Here is a 25,384-nt window from a genome sequence, read left to right as displayed (position 1 = left end):
GCGGGAGGGGTCGTATGAGTGCACATATGTGGCAACGACCCCATCGCCTCTCGGATGCGGGCCGAGCGGCGAATTCGCTGTTCGGCGGGGGTGCGTGGAAGCTCGGCGCGGCCGTGCGGCCCCGTCAGGTGCCGGCCAGCGGCATCGCGGCGCCGACCAGCAGGCCCCCGGCCGCTGCCTTCTCCAGCATGTCGCGCAGCAGGTCCTCGCGGGGCTGCTGACCGATGGAGCCGACGGGCGCCGCGAAGACCAGCACGGTGTGCGACCTGTTGGCCGCGGCGCGCCAGCCGTCGGTCACCTGGAGCGGCTGGTGGGCCTGCCACCAGGAGACGGCAGGGCCGCCGCCCGCGCCGGGCTGGAGCACGGCGTGCAGCTGACCGGCGGCGAGCAGGACGGACCAGCCGGGCAGCAAGGCGGGCGGCTGGTCCAGGTTGGCGACCTGCTGGAAGCCCTGGTCGGTGAGGAGCGGCAGGAACTCGTCGGTGCCGCCGAGGGAACCCGGGCGGGCGATGGGCCCTGTCGGCTCGACGACCAGCGCCGGGTGGAGCTGGTGGTTGATCAGTACGAGACCGCTGGTGATGCCGAGCACGGCCTGGTCCGACGCGAGGTCGGTGGGGCCGCCGCCGGGGCTCTCGGGGCCGCCGCCGGTGATGCTGCGTACGGCGCCCTGCAGGTGTTCCTCGGCGACCTGGACCACCTGCGAGGGGATGCAGGTGGCATGGGCGAAGGCGAGGACCGCGGTCTCGTCGCCGACGAACAGCACCGTGCTGGTGCGTTCTTGATCTGAGTCGCCCGGGGTACGGCATGAGGTGCAGTCGTAGCTGCCCGGGGCGTTGCCGCCGGAGAGCAGCCGCTCGGCCTCTTCATTGCCGATCTCGGCGCGTACGTCGTCGCTGACGTCGAGCATGCGCGACACGGGTGGCTCCTCGAACTCGGTGCGGGTGCCGGGAGGTTCCCGGCTCGTCAACTGAACAACGGGTGACCTGTGGCCGGGGTCACGCGCGGAAGGGAACGGAATCGAACCGTCGGGCGCGGAGAGTGAGACAGCTGCCGGAAGCGAGCAGCAGGGTGTGCGCCGGGCCTGCGAGCGCCCTGCCCAGCTCAACCCGCCGCAGTGCGCCGGTGGGCAGACCGGCGGCGGGGAGCCGGCGCACGGGCCCGGCGAGGTCCAGGAGCCGCAGTACGGGCTCGACGGCGCCCGGGGCGCGGGCGTGGCCCTGCTCGGCGCCGAGCCGCACGTTCTCCTCGACGCTGAGGGAGGGGAAGACGGCGAGCTGCTGGAAGGTCCTGGCGATGCCGAGGCGCGTGCGGGTCTGCGCGTGATGTCCACGCCGTCCAGCTCGACCCGCCCCGCGTCCGGGCGAAGCTTGCCGCACAAGCAGTGGAAGAGGGTGCTCTTGCCGTCCCAATTGGCCCCGACGAGGCCGGTGACGCGCCCCGGCGTGACGGTGAGGTCGACTCCGTCGAGCGCGGTGAAGGTGCCGCAAGCGACCCGGATGCCGCGGGCGCGCAGGGGCGGCCGGGGGGCGGATCCGCCGGCCCGGCCCTTCCTCGCGCGGCGGCGAGGGACGCTCGTCGCCGCGGGCGACGAGCACGGCGGCGGCGATGAGTCAGCGCCGCTCCGGGCACCGTGCAGGAGGCGAGGTAACGACCTCGGGGGCAATGGAGTGTGGATCAGCGAGTGGCGTCCTGCGGCTTCGCGTCCAAGGCGGAGGAGGGAGGCGACGCGGAGCGTCGTCGACCGACGACAACGCCGGAGGCGGAGTCGCGGGGCGTCGGGAGCCCGCGCACTATTGCCCCCGAGGTCGTAAGGGAGTTGCCTCTCGGCGAAGCGCTCGCCGGACATGCCGTACCAGCCGATCACACAGAGCACCGCGCCGCAGGCCAGGGCCGTCAGGCCGGCCCAGAACACGGGGTGCGGCACCCTGTCGTGCGGTCGCGTCCTCGCGAAGGTCACCCATGTGCATGACTGGTCGGCCACCGTCCCGGAGGACTTCAAGAACGCGCCGCGCTGCCGCAACGCACTGGGGGCGACCGGAGCCAGCCGTAACGCCGAGGACAAGAGCCATCCGGCCGTTCGGGACCTCCGCGAGGCGATGAAGGGCCGGGCGCTCTCGCAGTGGCAGTTGGAGGGCTGGGCTGCCGGGGTGTGGTTCACGGACGCGGCGAGGTCGTGCGGCTCACGCGCGCGTGCGTCGAGGCATATCTGAACCGGGCCGAGCCGTACACCGCGCGCGGTCTGCTGCTCCCGGTCACCCACGAGCACCGGGCGCAGCCGCCCCAGGCGAGGCGCACCTGCCTGTCGGTGGCGCGCTGGAAGGACGGGGAGGGCTGGGTCACTCAGGGCGGCGACATGAACGAGAACTGTTTCACCGCTCCACAGCTTCCTATCGACCCTGATGAGTGAAGCGGGTGAAAGGTTGCTCGCGCGGGCTATCAATGCGACAACCGTTCAGGAACGATTCGGATAGCATCCGAAACAACCCGAAAACGCCAAGTACAGTCCAATCTTGAAGGCAAGTGGACCTCTGGTCAAGGTCTGCGGACGATCAGGGGGACTCGTCAGCGTATGCACATCTCTTTTCTTCTCCACAACGCGTACGGCGTCGGCGGCACGATCCGCACCACGTTCAACCTTGCGCAGGTGCTGGCCGAGCGGCACGATGTCGAGATCGTCTCCGTCTTCAGGCACCGCGACGAGCCCGCATTGGGCGCACCCGTCGGCGTACGCCTCGATCACCTCGTGGACCTGCGGAAGAAGAGCCCGGGGTTCGACGGCGACGACCGGCTCTTCGCCCTCCCCGCCAAGGTCTTCGCGCGCGGTGACGGCCGGCACAAGCAGTACAGCCGCCTCACCGACACCCGCATCGCGGCGCACTTGAAGTCGATGGAGGCGGATGTCGTCGTCGGCACCCGCCCCGGGCTCAACGTGCACATCGCCCGCCAGACCAGGCGCGGTCCGGTGCGCGTCGGCCAGGAGCACCTCACCCTCGACGGACACGGCTACCGCCTGCGCCGCGAACTGAGCCACCGCTACGCCCTCCTCGACGCCATCACCACTGTCACCGAGGCCGACGCCCGCGCCTACCGCACCTGCCTCAAACTGCCCGGCGTCCGCATCGAGGCCGTGCCCAACAGCGTGCCCGCGGCCACCGTCGCCCCCGCCGACGGCAGCGGCAAATGGGTCATCGCGGCCGGCCGCCTCACCAAGGTCAAGCGCTACGACCTGCTGATCGAGGCCTTCGCGAAGGTGGCCGCCGCCCACCCCGGCTGGCGGCTGCGCATCTACGGCAGCGGCGACGCGGGCGGCAACGAGAAGAGCGCCCTGCACGCCCTCATCAATGAGCTGGGCCTCTACAACCACGTCTTCCTGATGGGGACCGCCAACCCCATCGAGCCCGAATGGGTCAAGGGCTCGATCGCCGCCGTCACCTCCAGCACGGAGTCCTTCGGCATGACCATCGTCGAGGCGATGCGCTGCGGCGTACCGGTCGTCTCCACCGACTGCCCGCACGGACCCGGCGAGATCATCACCGACCGGGCCGACGGCCGGCTGGTGCCCACCGGCGGCTCCGGCGCGGTAGCCGATGCGCTCCTGGGCCTGATCGAGGACGATGAGCTGCGGCGCACCATGGGCGCGGCGGCGCTGGCGAGCTCGGCGCGCTTCGACCCGGCCCGCATCGCCGAACGCCACGAGACGCTGTTCACCGAGCTCGTCGCCCGGGGCGCGAACGGCCGCTCACGCAGCCGGACGCACGACGCGCTGCGTCTCGCCCGCGGAGCCGTGCTCGACGGCGCGTACTCCCTCCGCTACAAGGCCGCCTCCGTGCTCCGGAAAGGGCAGACCGCATGACCAGCACCTCGACCGGCACCTGGCCGCCGCGCGCCGACTGCGTCGCGGACTCCGCGGGCGGCGTCACCTTCGACATGGCGGGGGAACCGTCGCCCGGCGCGGCGCTGGTGCTGCGCCGTCGTGGCGGCAAGGGCGCGGCGGCCGAGATGCGGCTGCCGCTCACCCCGTCGGGAGAGGGCCGCCTGCGCGCAGTGCTGCCCAGCACCGTCGAGCTGGCCGAGGGCCGTTGGGACGCCTTCACCACGCTGGGGGACGGCGCCGCCGAGCAGCGCGTCGAGCCCGGCCTCAGGGACCTGCGCTCGCTCGTGGACCGCGCCCCCGAGACCGACCGAGCCCAGGTCGCCGTGCGCATCCCGTACCCGACCGCCGACGGCAGCCTCGCGGTGCGCTGCTGGCTGCGGTCGCCGCACGCGGAGTCCGGGGCGCTCGCCTTCGCGCAGGGCGCGATGACGGTGGAGGGCAGGCTGTACGGGACCGGACTCGCCGCGGGCGCGGTCGTCGAGGCCAGGCTGCGCGCGGACAAGGACCAGGTGCACCGAGTGCCGGTGACGGGCACCGGCGGCGGTGCGTTCGCCTTCACCCTGCCGTACGGGCCGCTGGCCGAGGGACGCGGGGACGAGCAGCGGCTGTGGGACCTGTGGCTGTGTCCGACGGGCCCCCACGGCGCTGCCGGGGTGCGGATCGGGCGGATCCTGGACGACATCTGGGAGAAGAAGGGCGTCTTCCGCTACCCGGTGCTGCCCGTCGAGGGCGCGGACGTTTCCCGGCCGACCACGGCCTACCCGTACTTCACCGTCGACAACGACCTCAGCGTGCGTCTCGACACCGCCAGGCAGCCGACACCGTAGTCATCCCGGCAGCCCCACCCTTGCGGACCGTGGCTGTCCGCAAGCGCTGGCAGACTCGGCCGTATGTTGGACACTTCAGCACGTCTGCTGCGCCTGCTCTCGTTGCTTCAAGCCCACCGCGAATGGTCGGGCCCGGCCCTGGCCGACCGACTCGGCGTCACCTCGCGCACCGTGCGGCGCGACGTGGACCGGCTGCGCGAACTCGGCTACCCGGTCAACGCCAGCCCCGGCACGGGCGGCGGCTACCAGCTCGGAGCCGGGGCCGAGTTGCCCCCGCTGCTGCTCGAGGACGAGGAGGCGGTGGCCGTCGCGGTGGGCCTGCGCACCGCCGCAGGCAACGGCGTCGAGGGCATCGGTGAAACCTCCGTACGCGCCCTGGCCAAGCTCGAACAGGTCCTGCCGCACCGGCTGAGACGGCGGATCGGCGCACTCAACGCCTTTACCGTCCCCATGCTGCGCGGCCCGCAGGCATCGACCGTCGACGCCTCGGTGCTCACCGAGCTCGCCAACGCCTGCCGTGACTGCGAGCGGCTGCGCTTCGACTACCGCGACCACACGGGCGCCGCCAGCCGCCGCACGGTCGAGCCGCACAGCCTGGTGTGCACCGAACGCCGCTGGTACCTCGTCGGCTGGGACCTGGACCGGTCCGACTGGCGTACGTTCCGGGCGGACCGGATCACCCCGGCGCCCCCGCACGGCCCGCGCTTCGTTCCCCGCGATCCGCCGGCCGAAGACCTCGCGGCGTACGTCTCCGAGGGGGTGTCCAACCGGGCGTACGCCGCGACGGCCGTGGTGCGGCTTCGGGTGCCCATGGAGGAGGCCGCGCAGGTCGTCTCGCCCAGTGCGGGCGTCCTGGAGGCGGTCGACAAGCACAGCTGTCTGCTGCGCACCGGGGCGGCGAGCCTCGACGTACTGATCATTCACATCATGCTCATGGGCTTCGACTTCGACGTGGTCGAGCCACCGGAGCTCACGGAACGGATCCGGTCGGCCCATGATCTCCTCGCGCGCTCTCTGGATCGAGGCGCGCCGGAGTGACCTGCGTGGCCCGCTGGAAGGCCGCGTACTCGGGGTGGTGCAGATCGAAGGCGGGCGACTCGGAGCGGATCCGGGGGAGCGTGACGAAGTTGTGGCGGGGCGGCGGGCCGGAGGTCGCCCACTCCATCGAACGGCCGTAGCCCCAGGGGTCGTCGACGTCGACCTTCTTCCCGTACTTCGCGGTCTTCCAGACAGTACGAGAGCATGTTCAGCCGGGGGAACGCGACGTCGGGGTCGCGAAGAGCAGCAGCATGATCGTGCCGTGCATCGTGAACGCCTGGTTGAACTCGTTGTTGTCCATCAGCTGAAGCCCGGGGCGGCCAGCTCGGCGCGCATCATCAGCGCCATCAGGCCGGCGGCCAGGAAGAAGACGAACGATGTGATCAGGTAGAGATGCCCGATCTTCTTGTGATCGGTCGTCGTCAGCCAGTCCACGGCCACCCGCCCCGGCCGGCGCACTCCTGCCGGCTCCGCAACCGCCTCGACGGTCTCCGTCCCCATGGTGTGCCCCCTCGCCGTGCGACTCTCCGGCTGTCCGCGGATCGTGCTTCAGGTACCAGGTAGGACACACATGATGCTCGCGTCCGCCCCGGAACCAACAGGGTGCGTGCTCGGCCGGATACGCGCGCGAGCGTGTCGCGACTCACTCTGGACGGTGCGGATTCTGTGCGGAAACAGTGAATTGGCTACGGCCCGTCAGATTTCTCGGCGGCGCCCGCGGCCGGAAACCGGACGGCCGTGCGAGGGGGGCCGGGGTGAATTGCGGTGAGGCATTTCCGTGATCGTTCAACGGGCCTGCAATTCATCTTGTCCGGATAAGGAACTGCCCTTTTGGGTGAAGGCGTTCATGCCAAACGCTTGTCGTGATCCTGTGACACAAGCGTGACCGGTGAGGTACCTGAGGGGGGGTGGGCACGGATCGGGCCCAGGACTTCCGTCCCCGTCCGACGCCGCCTACGGTGAGCCGCATGGCACCTGTACCGACCCCGGCAGCGCAGCCCGACGACGCTCCCGAGGCCTACGTCGGCCTCGACGCCACCCGTGCGGAACGACTGGCCCGCGAGCGGGGCTGGAGCACCATCAGGGCGCTGCCACCGGGCACGATCATCACCATGGAGTATCTGACGGGTCGGCTCAACTTCGAGGTCGCCGGGGAGACCGTCACCCGCTGCTGGCAGGGCTGAGTGGCTCCCCGGGCGAAGCGTCCGGTGGGTCAGCCGCCGGACACGGGGCGGGCCGATGTGCCGCCCCTGGCCGCGCTGCCCGCACGGTCCGCGTGCGGCGGGCGGCGGCTGCCCGCGGGTGTGACGGAGGGCCGCTCGGAGCGGACCGTGTACGCACGCTGGCTGAGGTGCACGGATGCCCTGGCCCCTAGGGGCCGGCCCGCGCCCACCGGTTCACGGACGGGCTTCTCGGCGCCCGACGGGCGCCGCTGCGGGAAGAGTGAGGGCGTCGCGGGGCCGCCTGCCGGTGCGGGCAGTGCGGCGGCGAGCCTGCGGCGGGCCCGCCAGATCTCGCGCATCTCGAAGATCCAGGCCTCGGCGCGGCCGATCATCGGCTCGAACCAGGGCAGGGCCAGCAGGATCAGCAGGCCCGCGGCCCAGCCGAGCAGTACGTCGCTCAGCCAGTGGGTGCCCAGGTAGACCGTGGTCGCGCCGACTCCGAGGGCCACCACTGCGGACAGGACGGACAGCCAGCGCCTGGCCCGCGGGGTGGTGGCCAGGTAGGCCAGGATGCCCCAGGTCACCACCGCGTTGGCGGTGTGGCCGGAGGGAAATATATCGCCGCCGGCGAACATCTCGGCGGAGCCGATCTCGGTCGCGTAGTGCGGCCCGAGGCGGCCGAGGCCGAGCTTGACCGCGCCCACGGTCACATTCAGCAGCAGGATGGACGCGCCCAGGGTCAGCAGGGGCCGCAGCGTGTGCTGACGCCACGAGCGCCAGCCGAGCCAGGCCGCGACCATCACGGCCGTCGGACCGCGCTGCCCGAGCACCACGAAGTAGTCCAGGAAGGCGTGCAGCTCGGGCCACTGCTCGTACGGGCGGAACAGCATGACCTTCCAGTCGAGGGTCACCAGCCAGGACACGATCAGTACAGCCCAGACGATGGCGATGTAGAACGCCAACGTCGAACCGAAGAGGACCGTTCGGGTAACGCTCATCCCGGGGATCTCTGTCTTCGGCGGCTCCGGCTCCCGGTCCAGCCGGGCAAAGATTCGGTCGGTACGCACCCAATCGACGTTACAGCGAGTGAGTGACAGGCCCGGCCCATCCGGCTGTTTTGTGATGACGATGTGATGTGGGGTGTGTCTCATCGGCGGGGTTATTCCCGGCCAATCCCGAATACCGGATGACCTTGTGCCCTATTCATTCGGAGGCTCGTAAGCAAGGCTGATTGTGTGTCGATGAATTCGGTTCACCGGAACTCAACACGGAATTTGCCGCTCGCACATGGGCCCGGCCCGGACACCGCAAGATCATTCGGTCGGTCCGGGGGTGTGGCGTACGGCACACACGGTCGTTCGCCGAGGTGAGAGCTGGGACACGCGGCGCGGGCGTGAACTCGCGTACTCTGACGGCTCACTCGCCCGTCGATGCCGGGCCCCCGCGGGACGCTGCACGCCACCGTCCCCGCCGGTCCGCCGAGCGCGAGGGATTCCACTGGGAGGTACGTACATGTCAGGGACGACCACGGCCGGAACTCAACGGTCTGCGGGCGCCACCCGACATGTTCCGGGCCTGCCCGCCGCCGGCAACCGCTGGGTCGTCCTCGGCGTCCTGTGCCTCAGCCTGCTGGTCGTCGCCCTCGACGCGACCATCCTGCACATCGCGGTACCCGCCGTCACCGAGGACCTGCGCCCCGGTGGCATGGAACTGCTCTGGATCGTCGACGCCTACCCGCTGGTCTGCGCCTCACTGCTGATCCTCTTCGGCACCCTCGGCGACCGCGTCGGAAGACGCCGCATCCTGCTGATCGGGTACGGGCTCTTCGGCGTGGCCTCCGCACTCGCCGCCTTCGCCGACACCCCGCACATCCTCATCGCGGCCCGCGCCCTGCTCGGCGTCGGCGGTGCGATGATCATGCCCGCGACGCTGTCGATCCTCCGCCAGGTCTTTCCCGACCGGCGCGAGCGCGCCGTCGCCATTGGCCTGTGGACGGCGGTCGCGGCCGTCGGCGCCGCCACCGGACCCGTGCTCGGCGGCTTCCTCGTCCAGCACTTCTGGTGGGGCTCGGTCTTCTTGATCAACATCCCGCTGATGGCTCTGATCCTGCCGGTCGGCCGCTGGCTGCTGCCCGAGTCCCGAGGTGGCGGCCAGGGTCCTTGGGACGTGCTCGGCGCGCTGATGGCGGCGGCCGGTGTGCTCGGTGTGGTGCTCGGCGTGAAGCGGGCGGGCGGCGGCGCGGACATCCTCGACGGCCGGACGCTGGTGCCGCTGCTGGTGGGCTCCGCGCTGCTGATCCTGTTCGTGCGGCGGCAGAAGCTGAGGAAGCACCCGCTGATCGATGTGCGGATGTTCGCCAGGCCCGCCTTCTCCACCGCCGTGGGCTGCATCGTCCTGGCGATGCTCGCGCTGGTCGGCCTGGAGCTGGTCGCGGTCCAGTACATTCAGCTGGTGCTCGGCCTGAGCCCGGTCGAGACCGGGCTGCGGCTGCTGCCCCTCACCTTCGCCGCGATGGCGGCGGGCGCCACCGGCTCGTACACCCTGCGGCGCGTCGGCCCGCGCGCGATGGTCTCGCTCGGCTTCACGCTCACCGCCGGCGCCGTTCTCGTCCTGACTCTGATGGGGCAGCACGACCGGCCCTGGCTGCTGACCATAGGGTTCATACTGCTCGGCTTCGGTCTGCAGACCACGTTGTTCGGCTCGTACGAGTCGATGCTCAGCGAGGCCCCGGCCGAGCACGCGGGCGGCGCGGCCGCCATCGGTGAGACCTCCTATCAGCTCGGTGCGGGCATCGGTATCGCCCTGCTCGGCAGCGTCATGAACGCCGCCTACGCGCCAGGACTCGCCGCGGTCCCGGGGGTCCCGAGCCGGGACAGTTCCGCCGCGGCCCACTCGCTCGGCGAGGCGTACCAGGTGGCCTCCCAGCTCGGCGGCCCCGCCGGTGACGCGCTGCGCTCCGCCGCGCGCCATTCCTTTGTGCACGGCCTGCATGTGACGCTCTTCGTGAGCGCGGGTCTGCTGCTGCTCGGCGCGCTGGCCGCGCTCAGGCTGCCGCGTCTGATGGAGTGCGGTGCGCGGGAGCCGGACATCGCCGACGCCGCGGACCAGGCTCCCCCCGCGCAGGTTCCGGCGTGCCGGGAGCATGCGGAGCGGGCCGGGTCTGGACGGGCCGTGGTGTGACCCGTAACGTCGGCGGAAAACCGTAACTAACACTGCTAGTTTTACGCAGTCCGTGAGCCGCCGGAGGGCCAGTCATGTCCGCAACTCCCCCCGCTTCCCCTGCGAAGGTCCCGCCGTTCGACCCGGGCGACCCGCTCGGCATCGACGATCTGCTCGCCCCCGAGGACCTCGCGATCCGCGCGACCGTGCGCGACTGGGCCGCCGACCGCGTCCTGCCGCACATCGCCGACTGGTACGAGCGCGGCGAGCTCCCCGGCATCCGTGACCTCGCCCGCGAGCTCGGCTCCATCGGCGCGCTCGGCATGTCCCTCCAGGGCTACGGCTGCGCGGGCGCCAGCAACGTCCAGTACGGCCTGGCCTGTCTGGAGCTGGAGGCCGCCGACTCCGGCATTCGCTCGCTGGTGTCCGTGCAGGGATCGCTCGCCATGTACGCGATCCACCGCTTCGGCTCCGAGGAGCAGAAGCAGCGCTGGCTGCCCGGCATGGCGGCGGGCGAGATCATCGGCTGCTTCGGCCTGACCGAGCCCGACCACGGCTCCGACCCGGCCGGCCTGCGGACATACGCGAAGAAGGACGGCGCCGACTGGGTGCTGACCGGCCGCAAGATGTGGATCACCAACGGCTCGGTGGCGGGCGTCGCCGTCGTCTGGGCGCAGACCGAGGAGGGCGGCGCAGGCGCGGGCAGCGGTATCCGGGGGTTCCTCGTCCCGACCGGCACCCCGGGCTTCTCCGCCCCCGAGATCAAGCACAAGTGGTCGCTGCGTGCCTCGGTCACCAGCGAGCTGGTCCTCGACGAGGTGCGGCTGCCCGCCGACGCCGTACTTCCGGAGGTCACCGGGCTCAAGGGGCCGCTCAGCTGTCTGAGCCACGCGCGGTACGGAATCGTGTGGGGCGCCATGGGCGCGGCCCGCGCCAGCTTCGAGTCGGCGCTCGACTACTCGAAGACCCGCGAGCAGTTCGGCAGGCCGATCGGCGGCTTCCAGCTCACCCAGGCCAAGCTTGCCGACATGGCGGTCGAGCTGCACAAGGGCATCCTGCTCGCCCACCACCTGGGGCAGCGGATGGACGCGGGGAGGCTCCGGCCCGAGCAGGTCAGCTTCGGCAAGCTCAACAATGTGCGGGAGGCGATCGAGATCTGCCGGACGAGCAGGACGATCCTGGGCGCCAACGGCATCTCTCTGGAGTACCCGGTGATGCGGCACGCGACGAACCTCGAATCGGTGCTCACCTACGAGGGCACCGTCGAGATGCATCAGCTGGTGCTGGGCAAGGCGCTCACCGGCCTGGACGCCTTCCGGTAAGGACGCGCCCACGGTGATACGTGGACACCCGGCCGGGGTGCGGTGGGCGAGCGCCCCGCTCAGCTCTGGTTGAAGAAGCCGTCGGTGGAACGGCCGGCGGCCTCGCCGGTGACGACCATCGTGTTGGCGGGGCTCAGGAGGAAGACCCGGGTGGCCACGCGCTCGATCGAGCCGCGCAGGCCGAAGGTCAGTCCGGCGGCGAAGTCCACGACGCGCTTGGCGTCGCCGGGCTCCATGGACGTGAGGTTCACGATGACCGGGACGCCGTCCCGGAAGAGCTCGCCGATGCCACGCGCGTCCCGGAAGCTGTCCGGGGTGACCGTGGCGATCCTGCGACCGTGGTCCTCGGCCTTCTCGGAGGCCACCTGGACCCGCGGGTCCGTGACCCAGGGGTTGGGTGTCTCGCTCTTCTCGGCGTACTCGTCGTCGTAGTAGCGGTCGTCGTCGCTGTCCTCAACGAGTCCGAGCCAGGCACTGGCCTTGCGAACCGATCCCATGGGACGCCTCCTTTCACCGCGGTCAGTCTGTGTTCCGCTTTCCCTATGGTCGTCCATCATGCGGATTACGCGCCAAGTGAATAGTCGGCGCGCAGGGGATTCGTGACGGTGCTGGTGCAGAACTTGTGTTGATTCGTCAAGGTTGTTGCCGTGTAAGGCTGCTGACAGAGTGAAAAATACGATGGTCGGGCCACACGGGTGATGAAGGGGTCGTACGGGTGAACGGATCGCCTCGGTACGATGCGGGCCGCACTGTCGAAAGACTCCCGGGGGGAGCGCCGTGTTCGGAATCGTCAGGCCCTGCGGCCATCGGCTCTCCGAGGGACTCAAGACCGAGTGGATGGCTCATCTGTGCGGCCTCTGTCTGGCACTTCGCAGTGACCACGGCCAGCTCGCCAGGGTCGTCACCAACTACGACGGCCTGATCGTCTCGGTTCTGACGGAGGCTCAGGCCGAGCGCGGCACGGGATGGCGGCGCACCGCGGGCCCCTGTCCGCTGCGCGCCATGCGCACCGCGCCGGTCGCCCGGGGCGGGGGCGCCAGGCTCGCCGCCGCCGTATCGCTGGTGCTCGCATCGGCGAAGGTCCGGGACCACGTCGCCGACCGCGACGGGGTGTTGGCCCGCAGGCCGGTGGCCGCGGCGGCGCGCAGGGTCGCCGCGGGATGGGACAGGGCGGGGGCCCGTACCGGCGCCTCGCTGGGCTTCGACACGGCTGTGCTGGTCGACGCGGTCGACCGGCAGGGCGCGATCGAGGCGCTGGCGGGCCCGGGTGCCTCGGTGCTGACCGTCACCGAACCGACCGAGACCGCGACTGCGGCGGCGTTCGCGCACACCGCGGTACTGGCGGGCAGGCCGCAGAACGGGCGCCGCTGGCCGAGGCCGGGCGGCTCTTCGGGCGGCTCGCGCATCTGCTGGATGCCGTGGAGGACCAGGAAACTGACGCCACGTCGGGTGCCTGGAATCCGCTGACGGCGACCGGCACCGACCTCACCGAGGCGCGGCGGCTGTGCGAGGACGCGCTGCGCGGCGTACGGCTGGCCCTGCGCGACGCGCACTTCGTGGACGACAGGCTGGCGCATGTGCTGCTGGCCCACGAGCTGCGGCAGTCGGTGGAGCGGGCGTTCGGGACGACGAGTTGCGGACACCGGGGCCAGGTCCAAGGCCAGGTCCAGGCGTACGGGACGCCGTCGGCCGGGTCCGGGAACGGCGTGGACCCGTACGGTACGAGCAACCCCCAGGGCGGGAATCCCCAGGGCGGGAATCCTTACGGTGGCGGCGGTCCGGGCATGCCGGGTGCGCCCGGTGGACCCGGTGGGCCGCCGCCCGGCTTCCGGCAGGAGCCGCCGAGGCCCGGCAAGCGAGGGTTCTGGGCGGGCTGCGCGGTCGCGATCGGGCTGTGCTGCACCTGCCAGATGTGCTGTGCCCGTGCATACGAAGGCCCCTGGTCCCGGAAGAAGCGTGAGGGCTGCTGCCGCGACTGCGACTGTCCCGACTGCGGCTGCGACTGCTGCTGCCCCTGCGACGGCTGCTGACGGGGGATCAGCTCCGGCGGGGCGCGGGACGGGTTCGTCGATGTGTCGACCCGGTGACGGGAGGCTTCGTCGGCCGACGCAGGAATACGCGGTACGTCGACAGGTCGCCACGCCCCCGATGCTCCGGCGCCGCCGTCCGCTCCGCCGCTTCCACCCGGGGCGACGCTGTGCGACCACCTCGGGATCCCCCTGCCCGTACAGCGGGTGTGAAAGGTTGACCGCATGAGCACAGACCCGCAGCAGGACTGGCAGACCTGGCACGAGCAGCGCACCGCGACGGTCCGGGCGCCGTACGGCCCGCTCTCGCTCACCGGCACCCACTGGCTCTCCGACCACCCCGAGGGGCGAATTCCGGCCGTGGCCGGGCGGTGGGCCGAGGACGGCGACGAGGTGGTCCTGACCACTGGGCCCGAGGACCGGGCCACCGTCGACGGCAAGCCCCTGACCGGGGAGATCAGGTTGACCGCGGACACTGGGCCCATCCACGAGTCCCGTGTCCTGGCCGGCGAGCAGCGACTCGTGGTGCTGCGCCGCGAAGGACTGTGGGCCGTCCGCGTCTTCGACCCGCAGTCACCCGCGCGGCGCGCGTTCGCCGGCATCGAGGCGGGACCGTACGACGGGAAATGGGTGCTGCCGGGCCGCTTCCGCCCGTACGAGGAGGGGCGCACCACCATCCAGGTGGAGAACGCGGACGGGCGCGCGCGGGGGCTCGGTCTGGCCGGTGAGATCGCCTTCGACGTCGAGGGGAACGAGCACACGCTCCAGGTCGCGATCGAGAACGACGGCTCGCTGTGGGCGGTCTTCGCCGACGGGACCAGCGACGTCAGCAGCTACCACTTCCGTTTCCTGCGGCCCGCCGCACCGGCCGCCGACGGCACGGTGACCGTCGACTTCAACCGTGCGCTGCTGCCGCCCTGCGCCTTCGCCGACCACTTCATCTGCCCCTTCCCGCCGCCGGGCAACACCCTGTGGATCTCCGTCCCGGCGGGTGAGCGGAACCGCATCGACCGCTGACCCGTCCCACCGCAGGAAAGCGTGCCGCGCAGCCCCGTCAGCCCCGTGAGTCCCACGGCTGCCGGGGCCGGTCGCGGTGGGCGCGCGGGCGGCCGAAAGGCGCCCTTGCGCGGGCAGTTGGCTCCCCGAATACTCCCGAACAGCGCTTGTCAGGGGCACAACGTGTCCGGAACGCGGACCTGCCCTGGCTGCGCCTCACGGACCCGGCCACCCCACCGCGGGTCCCCGATTCCCCTCGGGAGGAACGACAAGTGAGGATCAAGCGCACCACCCCCCTCAGCGGTATAGCGAGACGATCCAGGCTGATCGCCATGGCAGCCGGCTTCGTCGCCGTCGCCGCCCTCGCCGTACCGACAGCCAGTGCCGGTGAAGCCGGTACGTTCAGCGCGGGCCAACTCACCTCCGCCAGTGACGCGGTCCTGGAAGCCGATGTGCCCGGCACGGCCTGGCACGTCGACAAGGCGACGAACACCCTCGTCGTCACGGCCGACAGCACGGTCTCCAGCGCCGAGGTCACCACGATCAAGCGGGAAGCCGGGACGAACGCGGGCGCCATCCGCGTCGAGCGCACGCCCGGCACCTTCTCCAAGCTGCTCTCCGGCGGCGACGCCATCTATGCCCCCAGTTGGCGCTGCTCCGCGGGCTTCAACGTCCGCAGCGGGAGCACCTACTACTTCCTGACCGCGGGCCACTGCACCGACGGCTTCCCGGACTGGTACACGAACTCCGCCCGCACCACGCGCATCGGTCCCACGACCGGGTCCAGCTTCCCTGGCAACGACTACGGCATCGTGCGGTACGACAACGCGGCCGTCACGCACCCGGGGACCGTCGGCAGTGTCGACATCACCAGTGCGGCCAACGCCACCGTCAACATGTCCGTCACCCGTCGCGGTTCCACCACCGGAATCCACAGCGGTCGGGTCACCGGCCTCAACGCCACCGTGAACTACGGCGGCGGCGACATCGTCTACGGCATGATCCGCACCAATGTGTGCGCCGAGCCCGGCGACAGCGGCGGCCCGCTGTACTCCGGTACCCGAGCCATCGGTCTGACCTCGGGCGGCAGCGGCAACTGCTCCTCCGGCGGTACGACCTTCTTCCAGCCGGTCACCGAGGCGCTGAGCGCGTACAACGTGAGCGTCTACTAAGCGGCACCGGACACTCCGAGCACAATCGCGCGACCGCATGACTGCAGCCAGCAGCAGATGAGTCCCTGCCCCCACCGGGGCGGGGACTCATCGTCGTCACGGCCGTCGTCGCAGGTGTTGTCACGGCCGTCGTGCGGGAGGGGAACGGGGCTCACCATCAGTGGTGCGGCGGAGGTACCGCCATAGGACACGTACGTCCAATTCGGACCCCAGGGGGCCGTGATGGTCGAGGAACTGGTGACGGCGGGGCGGGCCGCAGCGTCCGCCGGTGCGGTGTATCCGGCGGCGGCTTCCCGGGTCGTCAAGCAGTACGAACGAGGATTGGTCTTCCGTCTGGGCCGGCTCAAATCCTCGGTGCGCGGCCCCGGATTCACGATGATCGTTCCCTTTGTCGACCGGCTCAGCAAGGTCAACATGCAGATCGTGACCATGCCCGTGCCCGCACAGGACGGCATCACCAGGGACAACGTCACGGTCCGCGTGGACGCGGTGATCTACTTCAAGGTCGTGGACGCGGCCGAGGCCGTCGTGCGGGTGGAGGACCACCGGTTCGCGGTCGCGCAGATGGCGCAGACCTCGCTGCGATCGATCATCGGAAAGAGCGATCTCGACGATCTGCCCTCCAACCGGGAAATGCTCAACCAGGGCCTGGAGCTGATGATCGACAGCCCGGCCATCGGCTGGGGCGTGCAGATCGACCGGGTGGAGATCAAGGACGTATCCCTGCCGGATGCCATGAAACGCTCGATGGCGCGCCAGGCGGAGGCGGACCGGGAGCGGCGTGCGCGGGTCATCAACGCGGACGCCGAGCGGCAGGCGTCGAAGAAGCTGGCGGAGGCGGCCGCAGTCATGTCCGACCAGCCCGCCGCGCTCCAGCTGCGGCTGCTGCAGACCGTGGTGGCGGTGGCGGCCGAGAAGAACTCGACGCTCGTCCTGCCGTTCCCCGTGGAGCTGCTGCGCTTCCTCGAACGGGCCGCGCCGCCGCAGCCGCTGCCTGCCCCCGTGTCCGCCCCTGCCCCCGTGTCCGCGCAGACGCCCGCGCCCGCACTCACGCCGAAATCCGTGGCCGAATCCGTGGCGGGCGTCCTGTCGGAATTCACTCGCGCACAGGCAGCCACACCCACCATCGCGCCGGAATCCGCCTCCGAGAAGCCGGCAGCCGACCCCGTGGGGACGAATACCGGACAGGACTAGTCCTTTCCCGCTGCCCGTGTCCGGTCGCATGGGGTGTTCGCGAACGCGACCGGCACGGCATGATCACCTCACCGCCCCCGTATGACCGCTGATGTAAAGAGACAGCAACCGTGCGGGGGTTGTCGTGTGCGCGTCTTGAAGTCGACCTTGTGTGCGAGTGGATGACCTCGGAATAGTGGGCGTCTCCGGGCCATCCCCCCCACCTTGCTGGGCCCGACCCCCCACAGGAGGTCTTGACTTGAAGCACCGACGCATACCCAAGAGGCGCGTGGCGGTCGTAGGAGCCGGTGTCGCGGCCCTGGTCGCAGCGGGAGTCACCTTCCAGACTGCGAACGCAAGCGAGGAAATCCCTCAGTACACCGTCAAGTCGCTGTCGGCGACGGCGGCCGGAAAGCTCGGCTCCGACCTCACCTCGGGTCTGGGCGGCGACGCGGCCGGCGCGTACTACGACACCAAGTCCAAGGCCCTGGTGGTCAACGTCGTGGACGAGGCGGCGGCGCAGGGCGTACGCAAGGCGGGCGGCAAGGCCAGAATCGTCGAGAACACCCTCAACGAGCTGAAGGCCGCGCGCACGACTCTCACCGACAAGGCGACCATCCCTGGCACTTCCTGGGGTACGGACCCGGTGAGCAACAGGGTGATCGTCACGGCGGACCGTACGGTCAAGGGCGAGGCCTTCAGCAAGCTGGAGAAGGTCGTCGAGGCGCTCGGCGCCAAGGCCGAACTGAAGAAGACGGCGGGGGAGTTCAAGCCCCTCGTCGCTGGTGGTGACGCCATCCTCAGCGGCGGCGGACGCTGCTCGCTCGGCTTCAACGTGGTCAAGGACGGCGCGCCGCACTTCATCACGGCGGGCCACTGCGGCCAGGCCGGCAGCGCGTGGACGGAGCAGGGAGGCGGCAAGCTCGGCACCATGGCCGAGTCGAAGTTCCCGACGACCGACTTCGCCCTGGTGAAGTACGACGACGGAGTAGCGCACCCCAGCGAGGTGAACCTCTATAACGGCAGCGCGCGGGCGATCAGCAAGGCCGGCGAGGCCACCGTCGGCCAGCAGGTGCAGCGTAGTGGCTCCACCACCCAGGTGCACGACGGTGAGGTCACCGCGCTCGACGCGACCGTGAACTACGGCAACGGCGACATCGTCAACGGGCTCATCCAGACCACGGTCTGCGCCGAGCCGGGCGACAGCGGCGGCTCGCTCTTCGCGGCCGACACCGCGCTGGGTCTGACCTCGGGCGGCAGTGGCGACTGCTCCGCCGGCGGCGAGACGTTCTTCCAGCCGGTGCCTGCCGCGCTGTCCGCCCTCGGGGCGGAGATCGGCTGACCCGACAAGGCCCGACCCGGCAGGAGTCGGCCCGAGACCGGCTGATCCGGCCGCGCGATTCCTAGGCTCCAAGGTCCTACAGGTCGGTCGATGACATAGGTCGCCGGCCGGCCTGTTAGTGCTGTCACGACAGACCGACCGGGGCAGGAACCTGCTGCGGCAGGGTCTCGGGCCTGGCCTGACCCGCGGGGTCCGCGGGCTACCGCTTGGGCCAGTACCAGAGCGGTTCGTCCAGCGGGCCCTCGCGTCCGGCCACGCCGGTCTCGCCGAAGTCCTTGATCAGTTCGACGGTGCGCAGATCGAGGCGCCGGTCGCGGGCGCCGCGTCCCAGCGCCTCGGCCAGCGGCCCGGCGTGCGTGACGACGACCAGCTGGATGTTGGCGCCCGCGGTGAGGATGAGCTCCGCGAGCGGTCGCAGCAGGTCCGGGTGGAGGCTGGTCTCGGGCTCGTTGAGCACCAGCAGGGTGGGCGGGCGCGGAGTCAGCAGGGCCGCCACCCACAGCAGGTAGCGCAGGGTGCCGTCGGAGAGTTCGGCGGCACCCAGCGGTCGCAGCAGGCCGTGCTGACGCAGCTCCAGTTCGAACCGGCCGCCGTGGTCGGCGACCGTGACGCGGCTGCCGGGGAACGCCGCGTCGACCGCGGTGTCCAGCGCGTCGTGGTCGCCGATCTCCCGGATCGTCTGGAGCGCCGCGGGCAGGTCGGAGCCGTCGTGACTGAGCACCGGCGTACGGGTGCCGATCCGCGCGGACCTGGCCGGCGCCCCTGCGTCGGTGCGCACATGGTCGTAGAAGCGCCAGGACCTGATCTGCTCGCGCAGCGCCAGCAGATCGGGGGCCAGTTGCGGGTCGGCCAGCTCGCTGAGCATGCTGTCGTACGGGCGTACCGCGCCCTGCGTCCGGTGCCAGCTGCCATCGGCCGCGCGGGTCCGCACGGCGGGTCCCGAACGGTCGCAGAGCATCGCGGCGGGGCGCAGCACCGGCCCGGACCAGGTGCACTCCCGCTTGATCTCCGGGTCGAGACCGAAGAGGGAATCGGGCGCGGGGGAGGGGTGGCCGAAGTCGACGGCGTATCCGAACTCGTCGCCCGCGAAGCCCAGTCGCAGGCTGACCGGTCCCGTGCGCACCGTCCCCTGGACGGGGTGGCGGCCCTCGCGCACGGCGCGGCCCGTCTTCTCGGGACCTGCCCACAGCGTCGAGGCCAGCCCGCCCTCCCGGGCGAGGGCGGCCACCGCGCCGCCCCGGGCCGAGTCGGCGAGCAGCCGCAGGGAGCGGTAGAGGCTGGACTTGCCGGTGCCGTTGGCGCCGGTCACCACGGTGAGCCGGCCCAGCGGGACGACGAGTCTGCGCAGGGACCGGTAGTTCTCCACCGCCAGGGTGCTGATCACGTCCGGGACCCGGAGAGGCCGCGGGGACCGCTCCGGCTCACCCCAGGGCCGCGGGGTCTTCGGGAGCGGTGGGAACCTCTTCCGGCCTGCGCAGCGAGGACATCACCAGCGTGACGACGGTGCCCAGGATCGCCCAGATGGCGAGCACCTGGAGCGAGCCCGACATCGCGTTGCCCTTGAAGTACGCGATCGAGCGGGCCGCCCAGGTGCCCGCGCCCGGCGGCAGGCCGGGGCCGATCGCCTCCCAGAACGGCGGCAGCATCGGCAGCGGGAAGGCGCCGCCCGCGCTCGGGTTGCCCGCGATGACGACCAGCAGGACGGCAAGACCGATGCCGATGATGCCGGTCAGCGCCTGGAGGGCGAGCGTGATCGCGCCGACGGCGAAGACGACCAGGGCGCCGAGTCCCCAGAAGGCCACGATGCTGCCGGGCAGGGCGCCGAGAATCGGGCCGACGATGATCGTGCCGCCGAGGCCGCCGGCGATCGAGTAGAGAGCCATGGCACCGAGCCTGACCACGGCGCGCTCCCGGTTGGCGGCCCGGGAGCCGGCGCTGATCGCGAGGATCGACGCGCAGAGGTACCCGCCCACGCACCAGCCCACGACCAGGTAGAACGCGGAGAGCCCGTCGAAGTCCTGACCCGAGGCCGGGGCCACGTCCACGGTTTTGACCGTGCGCTGCTCGGACGCCTCGATCCTCGTGGTGAGGGTGGTCAGGGCCGAGGACAGCACGGTGCCGCCGCCGGAGGCGACCAGCAGGGTGTCCTTCTTGGAGGTCGGGTCGACGATCAGGGCGCCGTCGATCTTGCGGTGCGTGATCTGGTCGCGGGCCGTGGCCTCGTCCTTGACCGTGCGAGGATCCAGCGGTTTGCCGGGCAGGCTCCGGAGCTGGTCGACGAGTTGGGTACCGGCCTGTGCGGGGGCGACAACACCGAAGGCGACGTCCTTGGGCTTCGGATTGTGCAGCGCCCCCACGTAGGACGCGATGAACAGCAGCTGGAGCGCCAGTACACCGATGACGAGCAGTGCGGCCCGTGGTGTGACGGCGGTCTTCACCTCGTCGACGAGAGTCATGCCCCCACGGTCTGGGCAACCAGGTGTTTCCGCAGGTGGGGCGAGTCCGAATGGCTGACGCCCGGGTGCGCGGCCGGGACTTGTTGACTTTCCGTCAAGATTTCTTGGCGCGTCACTTCAGTCTTTGACTACTCGCGGGTATTTTGACGTCACCACATCATCTTTGTGATCCGGATCACAGGGCGCACCCCATCGCATTTCCCCTTGAGCCGCAAGGAGATCGCCCGATGCTGCCCTGGAAACGAGCGCTCAGACCCGTCGCCGCGCTACTCCTCGCCGTCGTCGCCACCGTCACTCCCGCCGTCACGGCCACCGCGAGCGTCGCCGCGCCCGCCCCCACCAGCGGGTGGAACAACTACGCCTGCAAGCCGTCCGCCGCCCACCCCCGCCCCGTCGTCCTCGTCCACGGGACCTTCGGGAACTCCGTCGACAACTGGCTGGGCCTCGCGCCCTATCTGGTCAAGCGCGGGTACTGCGTCTTCTCCCTCGACTACGGGCAGCTCCCGGACGTGCCGTTCTTCCACGGCCTGGGCCCGATCGACAAGTCCGCCGAGCAGCTCAACGTCTTTGTCGACAAGGTGCTCGCCACGACCGGCGCGCCCAAGGCCGACCTGGTCGGCCACTCCCAGGGCGGCCTGATGCCGCGCCACTACCTGAAGTTCCTCGGCGGAGCCGCCGAGGTGAACGCCCTGATCGGCATCGCACCCGACAACCACGGCACCACACTGCTCGGGCTCACCAGGCTCCTGCCGTTCTTCCCCGGCATCGAGGGCCTGCTCACCACCAAGACCCCGGCCCTCGCCGACCAGGTGGCCGGGTCGCCCTTCCTCACCAGGCTCAACCAGGGCGGTGACACCGTCCCCGGGGTGCGCTACAGCGTCATCGCCACCCGGTACGACGAGGTGGTCACCCCGCACCGCACCCAGTTCCTGGCAGGCCCGGACGTTCGTAACGTCCTGCTCCAGGACCTGTGTCCGGTCGACCTCTCCGAACACGTGGCGATCGGTCTCCTCGACCGCATCGCCTTCCACGAGGTGGCCAACTCACTCGACCCGGCGCGGGCCACCCCGACCACCTGCGCCTCGGCCGTCAGCTGACCCACGCTCTTCGGGAACGACTGCCGCCCGCCCCGGGACACGGGACGGGCGGCAGCTGTGTGCGGGGCCGTGGGTCAGCGGCGGGCGGCCTTGCGGCGGACCGAGCCGAACATCACCGCTGCGCCGACGGCGAGCACGGCGGCGCCACCGATCGCGATGTACGGCGTGGTGCTGTCGCCACCGGTCTCGGCGAGGTTCTCGTCGGCGGCGGGCGCGGCGGCCGGCAGAGTGGCGCCGTTCGCCCGAGGCGCGTTGGCGGCGGGCTCCTCGGTGGCGGGTGCGTCGGCCGCGGGCTGCTCGGCGGCGGGGGCCGTCGCCTCGGCGCGTGTCTTGTGGTCGCCGTCGCCGTGGCCGTTGTGCTCGACGGAGGACTTGTCCTCGCCGTCGGCGAGGTCCTGCTCGGAGGGGGCGGAGGCGACCGGCGCCGGGGCCGCGCCCGAGCCCGCGGGGTCCTTGCCGAAGGCCACGTCGGAGCAGGTGTAGAAGGCCTCGGGGCTGTCCGAACGCTGCCAGACGCTGTAGACGAGGTGGCGGCCGGACTTCTTCGGAATGGTCCCGTTGAAGACGTAGTCGCCGTTCTCCATCTTCGGGTCGGTGACGTCGGCGAAGGGCTTCTCCTCCAGGTCCGACCACTTCAGCGGCTTGGCCGGGTCGTAGCTGTCCTTGGTGATGTACAGCTCGAAGGAGCCCTTGTGCGGGGCGGTGCCCTTGTAGCGGAAGGTGTGCTGACCCGCGGCGAGCTTGCTGGACGGCCAGTCGGTACGCGGCAGGTCCAGGCCCTCGTACTTGTCGTTGCCCGCGCTGCACAGCTCGCCGTCCGGGATCAGCTGCTTGTGGTTCCCGGCGGCGTTGGCGATGTTGACCGCGTTCCAGTCGTAGAAGGCCTGCACACCGCTCGCCGAGACCGCCGCCTTGCACGCCGCCGAGTCGGGACTCTCCGGACCCTCCGCGTAACAGGCGGACACCCGGGAGACCGGGTCCGTCATCGACCCGTGGGCGGCGGCCGGAGCGGTGGACAGGGCGGTCAGTGCCAGCGGGGCGATGCTGAGGGCGCCGATCGAGGCTGCCGTGCGACGAGCGGTCATCGTGACGTTCTCCTCCAAGTTTCACGGGGTGGGGGGGTACGGGACGGGGTTCGTCCCGGCGGCGCAGCCCCCCGGCGAACTGCTGCGCCGACGGGAGGAACCCCGCCCCGGCGATCAGCACGCTAGCCCCAAGAAACCGTGAAATCCCCTGCTGAGGAGGGGTGATGGAGATCCTTATGGTCGAGTTAAGGGAGCGCTAACCGGGGGCTCAGACTGAGCCCCCGGAAGCCCCTGTTTGCCGGTGTGTCAGCTACGGACCAGTCCGTGAGGGTCCGGGACGGGTCACCTCGTGCGGCCAAGGGCTCAAGGGAGAGGGCAGGCAGAGAGGAAGTCGCGGGCTACCTCGGCCTCTGTAGGCGAGCATTCGGAATGTCCCGTTCCGACGGGACGACCTGGGCTTTCCCGGCCGTCTCATTTGAGGGACACGGCCCTTCTGTCTCACGACCTTGGCCCGAGAGTCGAATTAGGGTCCAGGGGCAGCGGCCGGGGTCCGAGAGCGGGTGCGGGCTCGTTGGGCGGCCGGGGTGGCCTTGCCCACCGTGCTGACGACCCTCTCGCGATCGCCGGTGCAGTCCGCGGCGCTTTCGTCGGCCGAGCGTCCGGCGGTGTAAGCCACGGTGGTGGCGAGGGGGCGCAGCAGCGGGTGGGCTGCGGCTGCCAGTTGGGTGGCGGCGATGAACAAGTAGTGTGTCAGGTCACCTCCGCCCGCCGGGCCTGTTGTGCCGGCCGTGCTGGCAGCGCCTGCGTGTGGGGCCTTACCTTTCCCGTCTTCTTGCCTGCATCGCGGCCCGCTCGCGCAGGAGGCGTAGCTCCTCGCGCTTGAGGCGGATCTCCTCATCGACGCTGTGCGAGGTGCGCTGGGGTGGGGCCGGGCAGGAGCCGCCTTGTTTCCGCATCGGGCGGATGCAGCAGACGTAGGTGAGCGCCACGGCCAGCGCGGTGACGGTCAGGGGGAGCCATAGGGTGGTCATGCGGACGAGTCCTTGTGGTGGCTCGGCTTCGTGGCGAGGTCGCCGCGCAGCGCATCGACCTCCTTGCGCAGGCGGATCAGTTCCTGCTCCTGCTCGGCAGTGGGGGCGGATTGTGCCTGCTGGTCGGTGGCCGAGGTGCGCTTGGAGCGCATCATGAACCACATCATCAGCCCCATGCCGACGGGGCAGGCGAGCAGGGGGAGTACGTACAACAGCTGGCTCATCGCCGCTCCTTCAGGGGTCTTGCGCATCGCGTGCGAGGGCGGCTGACGCGGCGTCGGCTCAGCCTGCCTTCTCCATCCGGTGGCCGCAGCAGCATGTGGGTACTTGGTCCCCGCCGTGGCCGGGCGCCGCGCCCTTGGTCACGGTGATCTCGCAGCCGCAGTCAGGGTCTGGGCACCGGTACACCTCGCCTTGGACGAAGGCCATGAGGTGACCTCCTTCCCGCTTTGTGCTGATGCGGCAACGCTAAAACCTTCCCCCTGGGGCAAGGTCAAGGCCCGGTTAGTCTGAAATAGGGCGTTTCTTTCAGAATATTCCGTTTGTGTTCTGAAGAGAGGGGTCCGCGCATGTCCAGCAAGCCTGAGAGGAAGGCCCGGCGGACCGCCGGGCCCGGGCTGCGGCACTGCGTGAGCAGGCGGAACACGCCCAGCGTCGGCGCCGCCGGCTGATCGTTCTCGCGGTGAGCGTCTTGGTGCTCGCAGTCGTCGCCGGGCTCACCGTCTTTGTCCGGTCCTCGGGCGGGCCGTCCAGTTCCCGAGCCGAGCCCGCCCACCTCGACGTGCTCGTGGATGGCAAGCCGGTCGCTGTCCCCGGGGCCATCGGAATCGACCAGCGGGCGCAGCAGATCAGCCCGCTGCACACGCACGATACGGACGGCGTGATCCACATCGAGTCCCCGCTCAAGGCCGCTTTCTCCCTCGGTCAGTTCATGACCGAGTGGAACGTCGCGCTCACCCAGGACTCCATCGGCGGGCTCAAGACCGGTGGCGGCAACGACTTCCACGCGTACGTCAACGCCAAGGAGTACGCGGGCAACCCGGCCGCGATCGAGTTCCGGGCGCATGACGAGATCGCGCTCGTGTACGGGCCGGCAGGCCAGAAGGCCGACGTGTCCAGTGGCTGCGACTGGCCGGAGGGCGAATAGCTTCACACGTCCGCGGTCGGCACGGAATGCTCGACAGGCTGGGGTGGCTGCCGAGCGATGGCCTAGCATGGCGCGCATGTCGCGACGCCTGCTGTTGCCGCTCCGGACCTGGTCCGGGGTGCTGCTGGTGTGCGCGCTCTTTGCATGTCTGTCGGGGCTGGCGCGTCCCGCGATGGCGATGCCGGGGCCGATGGAGATGACCCCGCGGGTCGCGGTCGCCGCTCATAGTGGGCATGCCGTGACTCCGGCCGTGGCCGGAACGAAGGACCACGGTCCGCGCTGCCCGATGGCCGCGGAGCAGTGCGTGGCACCCAAGGCCACCCTCGCTCAGGACGGTCCGGCTGGTCCGGTGCTCGCTCCCGTACCGCACGCGATGGCCTGCGGTCACGCGCTCCTGATGGAACAGCCCAATGCCCCGCCTCGGATAGTTGACCCTCCGGATCTGCACCGGTTGTGCGTGTCACGGACGTGATGGTTCGCCGCTCGTGAGGCAGTCGCCTCGCGGGACGCCGTGTTCCTCATGTCCACTCGGCAC

23 protein-coding genes and 5 pseudogenes are annotated in these 25,384 nt (G+C 70.7%); 15 read left to right on the top strand and 13 right to left on the bottom strand.

Annotation, left to right across the window (positions count from 1 at the left end; genetic code table 11):
* Positions 1 to 124: 124 nt before the first annotated feature.
* The 3 genes and pseudogenes from QMK30_RS24415 to QMK30_RS38910 all read right to left on the bottom strand — a co-directional run.
* The gene (locus QMK30_RS24415) at positions 125 to 916 is read right to left on the bottom strand and encodes a DUF8842 C-terminal domain-containing protein (protein WP_283520456.1); all 792 of its coding nucleotides are present in this window, start codon (positions 914 to 916) and stop codon (positions 125 to 127) included.
* A 79-nt stretch (positions 917 to 995) separates the two neighbouring features.
* A complete protein-coding gene (locus QMK30_RS24410) occupies positions 996 to 1,376 on the bottom strand; it encodes a P-loop NTPase family protein (RefSeq protein ID WP_502963213.1) in 381 nt (126 codons plus the stop codon).
* Positions 1,370 to 1,846: pseudogene (locus QMK30_RS38910) on the bottom strand (hypothetical protein); the annotation flags it as partial. The gene QMK30_RS24410 and the pseudogene QMK30_RS38910, both read right to left, overlap by 7 nt.
* A 94-nt stretch (positions 1,847 to 1,940) precedes the next feature.
* Between QMK30_RS38910 and QMK30_RS24405 the strand changes: the two are divergent.
* The 4 genes and pseudogenes from QMK30_RS24405 to QMK30_RS24390 form a co-directional block, all read left to right on the top strand.
* Positions 1,941 to 2,407: pseudogene (locus tag QMK30_RS24405) on the top strand (ABC transporter substrate-binding protein); the annotation flags it as partial.
* 162 nt (positions 2,408 to 2,569) lie between these two features.
* Complete coding sequence (locus QMK30_RS24400) at positions 2,570 to 3,853, top strand: glycosyltransferase family 4 protein (protein ID WP_283520455.1); 1,284 nt, start codon at positions 2,570 to 2,572, stop codon at positions 3,851 to 3,853.
* Positions 3,850 to 4,701, top strand: a complete 852-nt coding sequence (locus QMK30_RS24395) for a transferase (protein WP_283520454.1) — start codon at positions 3,850 to 3,852, stop codon at positions 4,699 to 4,701. Before QMK30_RS24400 ends, QMK30_RS24395 begins: the two co-directional genes overlap by 4 nt.
* A 63-nt stretch (positions 4,702 to 4,764) precedes the next feature.
* Positions 4,765 to 5,823: pseudogene (locus tag QMK30_RS24390) on the top strand (helix-turn-helix transcriptional regulator).
* Positions 5,824 to 5,927: 104 nt separating this feature from the next.
* Here QMK30_RS24390 and QMK30_RS24385 read toward each other — a convergent pair.
* Positions 5,928 to 6,240: pseudogene (locus tag QMK30_RS24385) on the bottom strand (cbb3-type cytochrome c oxidase subunit I); the annotation flags it as partial.
* A 467-nt stretch (positions 6,241 to 6,707) separates the two neighbouring features.
* On the opposite strand from QMK30_RS24385, the gene QMK30_RS24380 reads away from it, so the two are divergent.
* Positions 6,708 to 6,923 (top strand): I78 family peptidase inhibitor, encoded by a 216-nt coding sequence (locus QMK30_RS24380; RefSeq protein WP_283520453.1) that lies wholly within the window; start codon positions 6,708 to 6,710, stop codon positions 6,921 to 6,923.
* 29 nt (positions 6,924 to 6,952) lie between these two features.
* Here the strand turns inward: QMK30_RS24380 and QMK30_RS24375 are convergent, their stop codons facing one another.
* Positions 6,953 to 7,969: a phosphatase PAP2 family protein gene (locus tag QMK30_RS24375; protein WP_283520452.1), complete on the bottom strand. Its 1,017-nt coding sequence runs from the start codon at positions 7,967 to 7,969 to the stop codon at positions 6,953 to 6,955.
* 445 nt (positions 7,970 to 8,414) lie between these two features.
* Here QMK30_RS24375 and QMK30_RS24370 point away from each other — a divergent pair, with 445 nt between their 5' ends.
* Complete coding sequence (locus QMK30_RS24370; protein WP_283520451.1) at positions 8,415 to 10,082, top strand: MFS transporter; 1,668 nt, start codon at positions 8,415 to 8,417, stop codon at positions 10,080 to 10,082.
* A 74-nt stretch (positions 10,083 to 10,156) separates the two neighbouring features.
* The gene (locus QMK30_RS24365; protein WP_283520450.1) at positions 10,157 to 11,383 is read left to right on the top strand and encodes an acyl-CoA dehydrogenase family protein; all 1,227 of its coding nucleotides are present in this window, start codon (positions 10,157 to 10,159) and stop codon (positions 11,381 to 11,383) included.
* Positions 11,384 to 11,442: 59 nt separating this feature from the next.
* On the opposite strand, the gene QMK30_RS24360 is transcribed toward QMK30_RS24365, so the two are convergent.
* Complete coding sequence (locus QMK30_RS24360; RefSeq protein ID WP_283520449.1) at positions 11,443 to 11,880, bottom strand: cell division protein SepF; 438 nt, start codon at positions 11,878 to 11,880, stop codon at positions 11,443 to 11,445.
* 280 nt (positions 11,881 to 12,160) lie between these two features.
* On the opposite strand from QMK30_RS24360, the pseudogene QMK30_RS24355 reads away from it, so the two are divergent.
* From QMK30_RS24355 to QMK30_RS24335, 5 genes and pseudogenes are all read left to right on the top strand, one after another.
* Positions 12,161 to 13,413 (top strand): annotated as a pseudogene (locus tag QMK30_RS24355) (DUF5685 family protein).
* A gap of 222 nt (positions 13,414 to 13,635) precedes the next feature.
* Positions 13,636 to 14,427 (top strand): DUF1684 domain-containing protein, encoded by a 792-nt coding sequence (locus tag QMK30_RS24350; protein WP_283520448.1) that lies wholly within the window; start codon positions 13,636 to 13,638, stop codon positions 14,425 to 14,427.
* A gap of 251 nt (positions 14,428 to 14,678) precedes the next feature.
* The gene (locus QMK30_RS24345; protein ID WP_283520447.1) at positions 14,679 to 15,578 is read left to right on the top strand and encodes a trypsin-like serine protease; all 900 of its coding nucleotides are present in this window, start codon (positions 14,679 to 14,681) and stop codon (positions 15,576 to 15,578) included.
* Between the two features lie 222 nt (positions 15,579 to 15,800).
* Positions 15,801 to 16,772, top strand: coding sequence for a slipin family protein (locus QMK30_RS24340; RefSeq protein WP_283520446.1), 972 nt, complete (start codon positions 15,801 to 15,803; stop codon positions 16,770 to 16,772).
* Between the two features lie 238 nt (positions 16,773 to 17,010).
* Positions 17,011 to 18,093 carry a S1 family peptidase gene (locus tag QMK30_RS24335; protein WP_283520445.1) on the top strand — a complete coding sequence of 361 codons (1,083 nt, stop codon included), beginning with the start codon at positions 17,011 to 17,013 and terminating at the stop codon, positions 18,091 to 18,093.
* 199 nt (positions 18,094 to 18,292) lie between these two features.
* Here QMK30_RS24335 and QMK30_RS24330 read toward each other — a convergent pair whose 3' ends face one another.
* Both QMK30_RS24330 and QMK30_RS24325 read right to left on the bottom strand, forming a co-directional pair.
* Complete coding sequence (locus QMK30_RS24330; RefSeq protein WP_283520444.1) at positions 18,293 to 19,477, bottom strand: AAA family ATPase; 1,185 nt, start codon at positions 19,475 to 19,477, stop codon at positions 18,293 to 18,295.
* Between the two features lie 37 nt (positions 19,478 to 19,514).
* Positions 19,515 to 20,549, bottom strand: coding sequence for a DUF3533 domain-containing protein (locus QMK30_RS24325; RefSeq protein WP_283520443.1), 1,035 nt, complete (start codon positions 20,547 to 20,549; stop codon positions 19,515 to 19,517).
* 227 nt (positions 20,550 to 20,776) lie between these two features.
* On the opposite strand from QMK30_RS24325, the gene QMK30_RS24320 reads away from it, so the two are divergent.
* Positions 20,777 to 21,646 carry an esterase/lipase family protein gene (locus QMK30_RS24320; RefSeq protein WP_283520442.1) on the top strand — a complete coding sequence of 290 codons (870 nt, stop codon included), beginning with the start codon at positions 20,777 to 20,779 and terminating at the stop codon, positions 21,644 to 21,646.
* Positions 21,647 to 21,720: 74 nt separating this feature from the next.
* Here the strand turns inward: QMK30_RS24320 and QMK30_RS24315 are convergent, their stop codons facing one another.
* From QMK30_RS24315 to QMK30_RS24295, 5 genes are all read right to left on the bottom strand, one after another.
* On the bottom strand, positions 21,721 to 22,731 hold the full coding sequence (locus QMK30_RS24315; protein WP_283520441.1) for a lytic polysaccharide monooxygenase auxiliary activity family 9 protein: 1,011 nt from the start codon (positions 22,729 to 22,731) through the stop codon (positions 21,721 to 21,723).
* A 463-nt stretch (positions 22,732 to 23,194) separates the two neighbouring features.
* Entirely contained in the window at positions 23,195 to 23,413 is a 219-nt protein-coding gene (locus tag QMK30_RS24310) for a hypothetical protein (RefSeq protein WP_283520440.1), read from the bottom strand.
* Between the two features lie 73 nt (positions 23,414 to 23,486).
* Positions 23,487 to 23,702 carry a hypothetical protein gene (locus tag QMK30_RS24305; RefSeq protein ID WP_283520439.1) on the bottom strand — a complete coding sequence of 72 codons (216 nt, stop codon included), beginning with the start codon at positions 23,700 to 23,702 and terminating at the stop codon, positions 23,487 to 23,489.
* A complete protein-coding gene (locus QMK30_RS24300; protein ID WP_283520438.1) occupies positions 23,699 to 23,926 on the bottom strand; it encodes a hypothetical protein in 228 nt (75 codons plus the stop codon). The genes QMK30_RS24305 and QMK30_RS24300 overlap by 4 nt, the downstream gene beginning before the upstream one ends.
* Before the next feature lie 58 nt (positions 23,927 to 23,984).
* On the bottom strand, positions 23,985 to 24,131 hold the full coding sequence (locus tag QMK30_RS24295; protein WP_283520437.1) for a hypothetical protein: 147 nt from the start codon (positions 24,129 to 24,131) through the stop codon (positions 23,985 to 23,987).
* Positions 24,132 to 24,384: 253 nt separating this feature from the next.
* Here QMK30_RS24295 and QMK30_RS24290 point away from each other — a divergent pair, with 253 nt between their 5' ends.
* A complete protein-coding gene (locus tag QMK30_RS24290; RefSeq protein WP_283520436.1) occupies positions 24,385 to 24,849 on the top strand; it encodes a hypothetical protein in 465 nt (154 codons plus the stop codon).
* A 76-nt stretch (positions 24,850 to 24,925) separates the two neighbouring features.
* A complete protein-coding gene (locus QMK30_RS24285) occupies positions 24,926 to 25,321 on the top strand; it encodes a hypothetical protein (RefSeq protein WP_283520435.1) in 396 nt (131 codons plus the stop codon).
* Positions 25,322 to 25,384: the final 63 nt, after the last annotated feature.

The organism is Streptomyces sp. H27-C3, from assembly GCF_030063415.1.
Classification (GTDB): Bacteria; Actinomycetota; Actinomycetes; order Streptomycetales; family Streptomycetaceae; genus Streptomyces.
The sequence above is the reverse complement of the archived record's forward strand: the minus strand, read 5'-3'. Positions and strand labels throughout refer to the sequence as shown.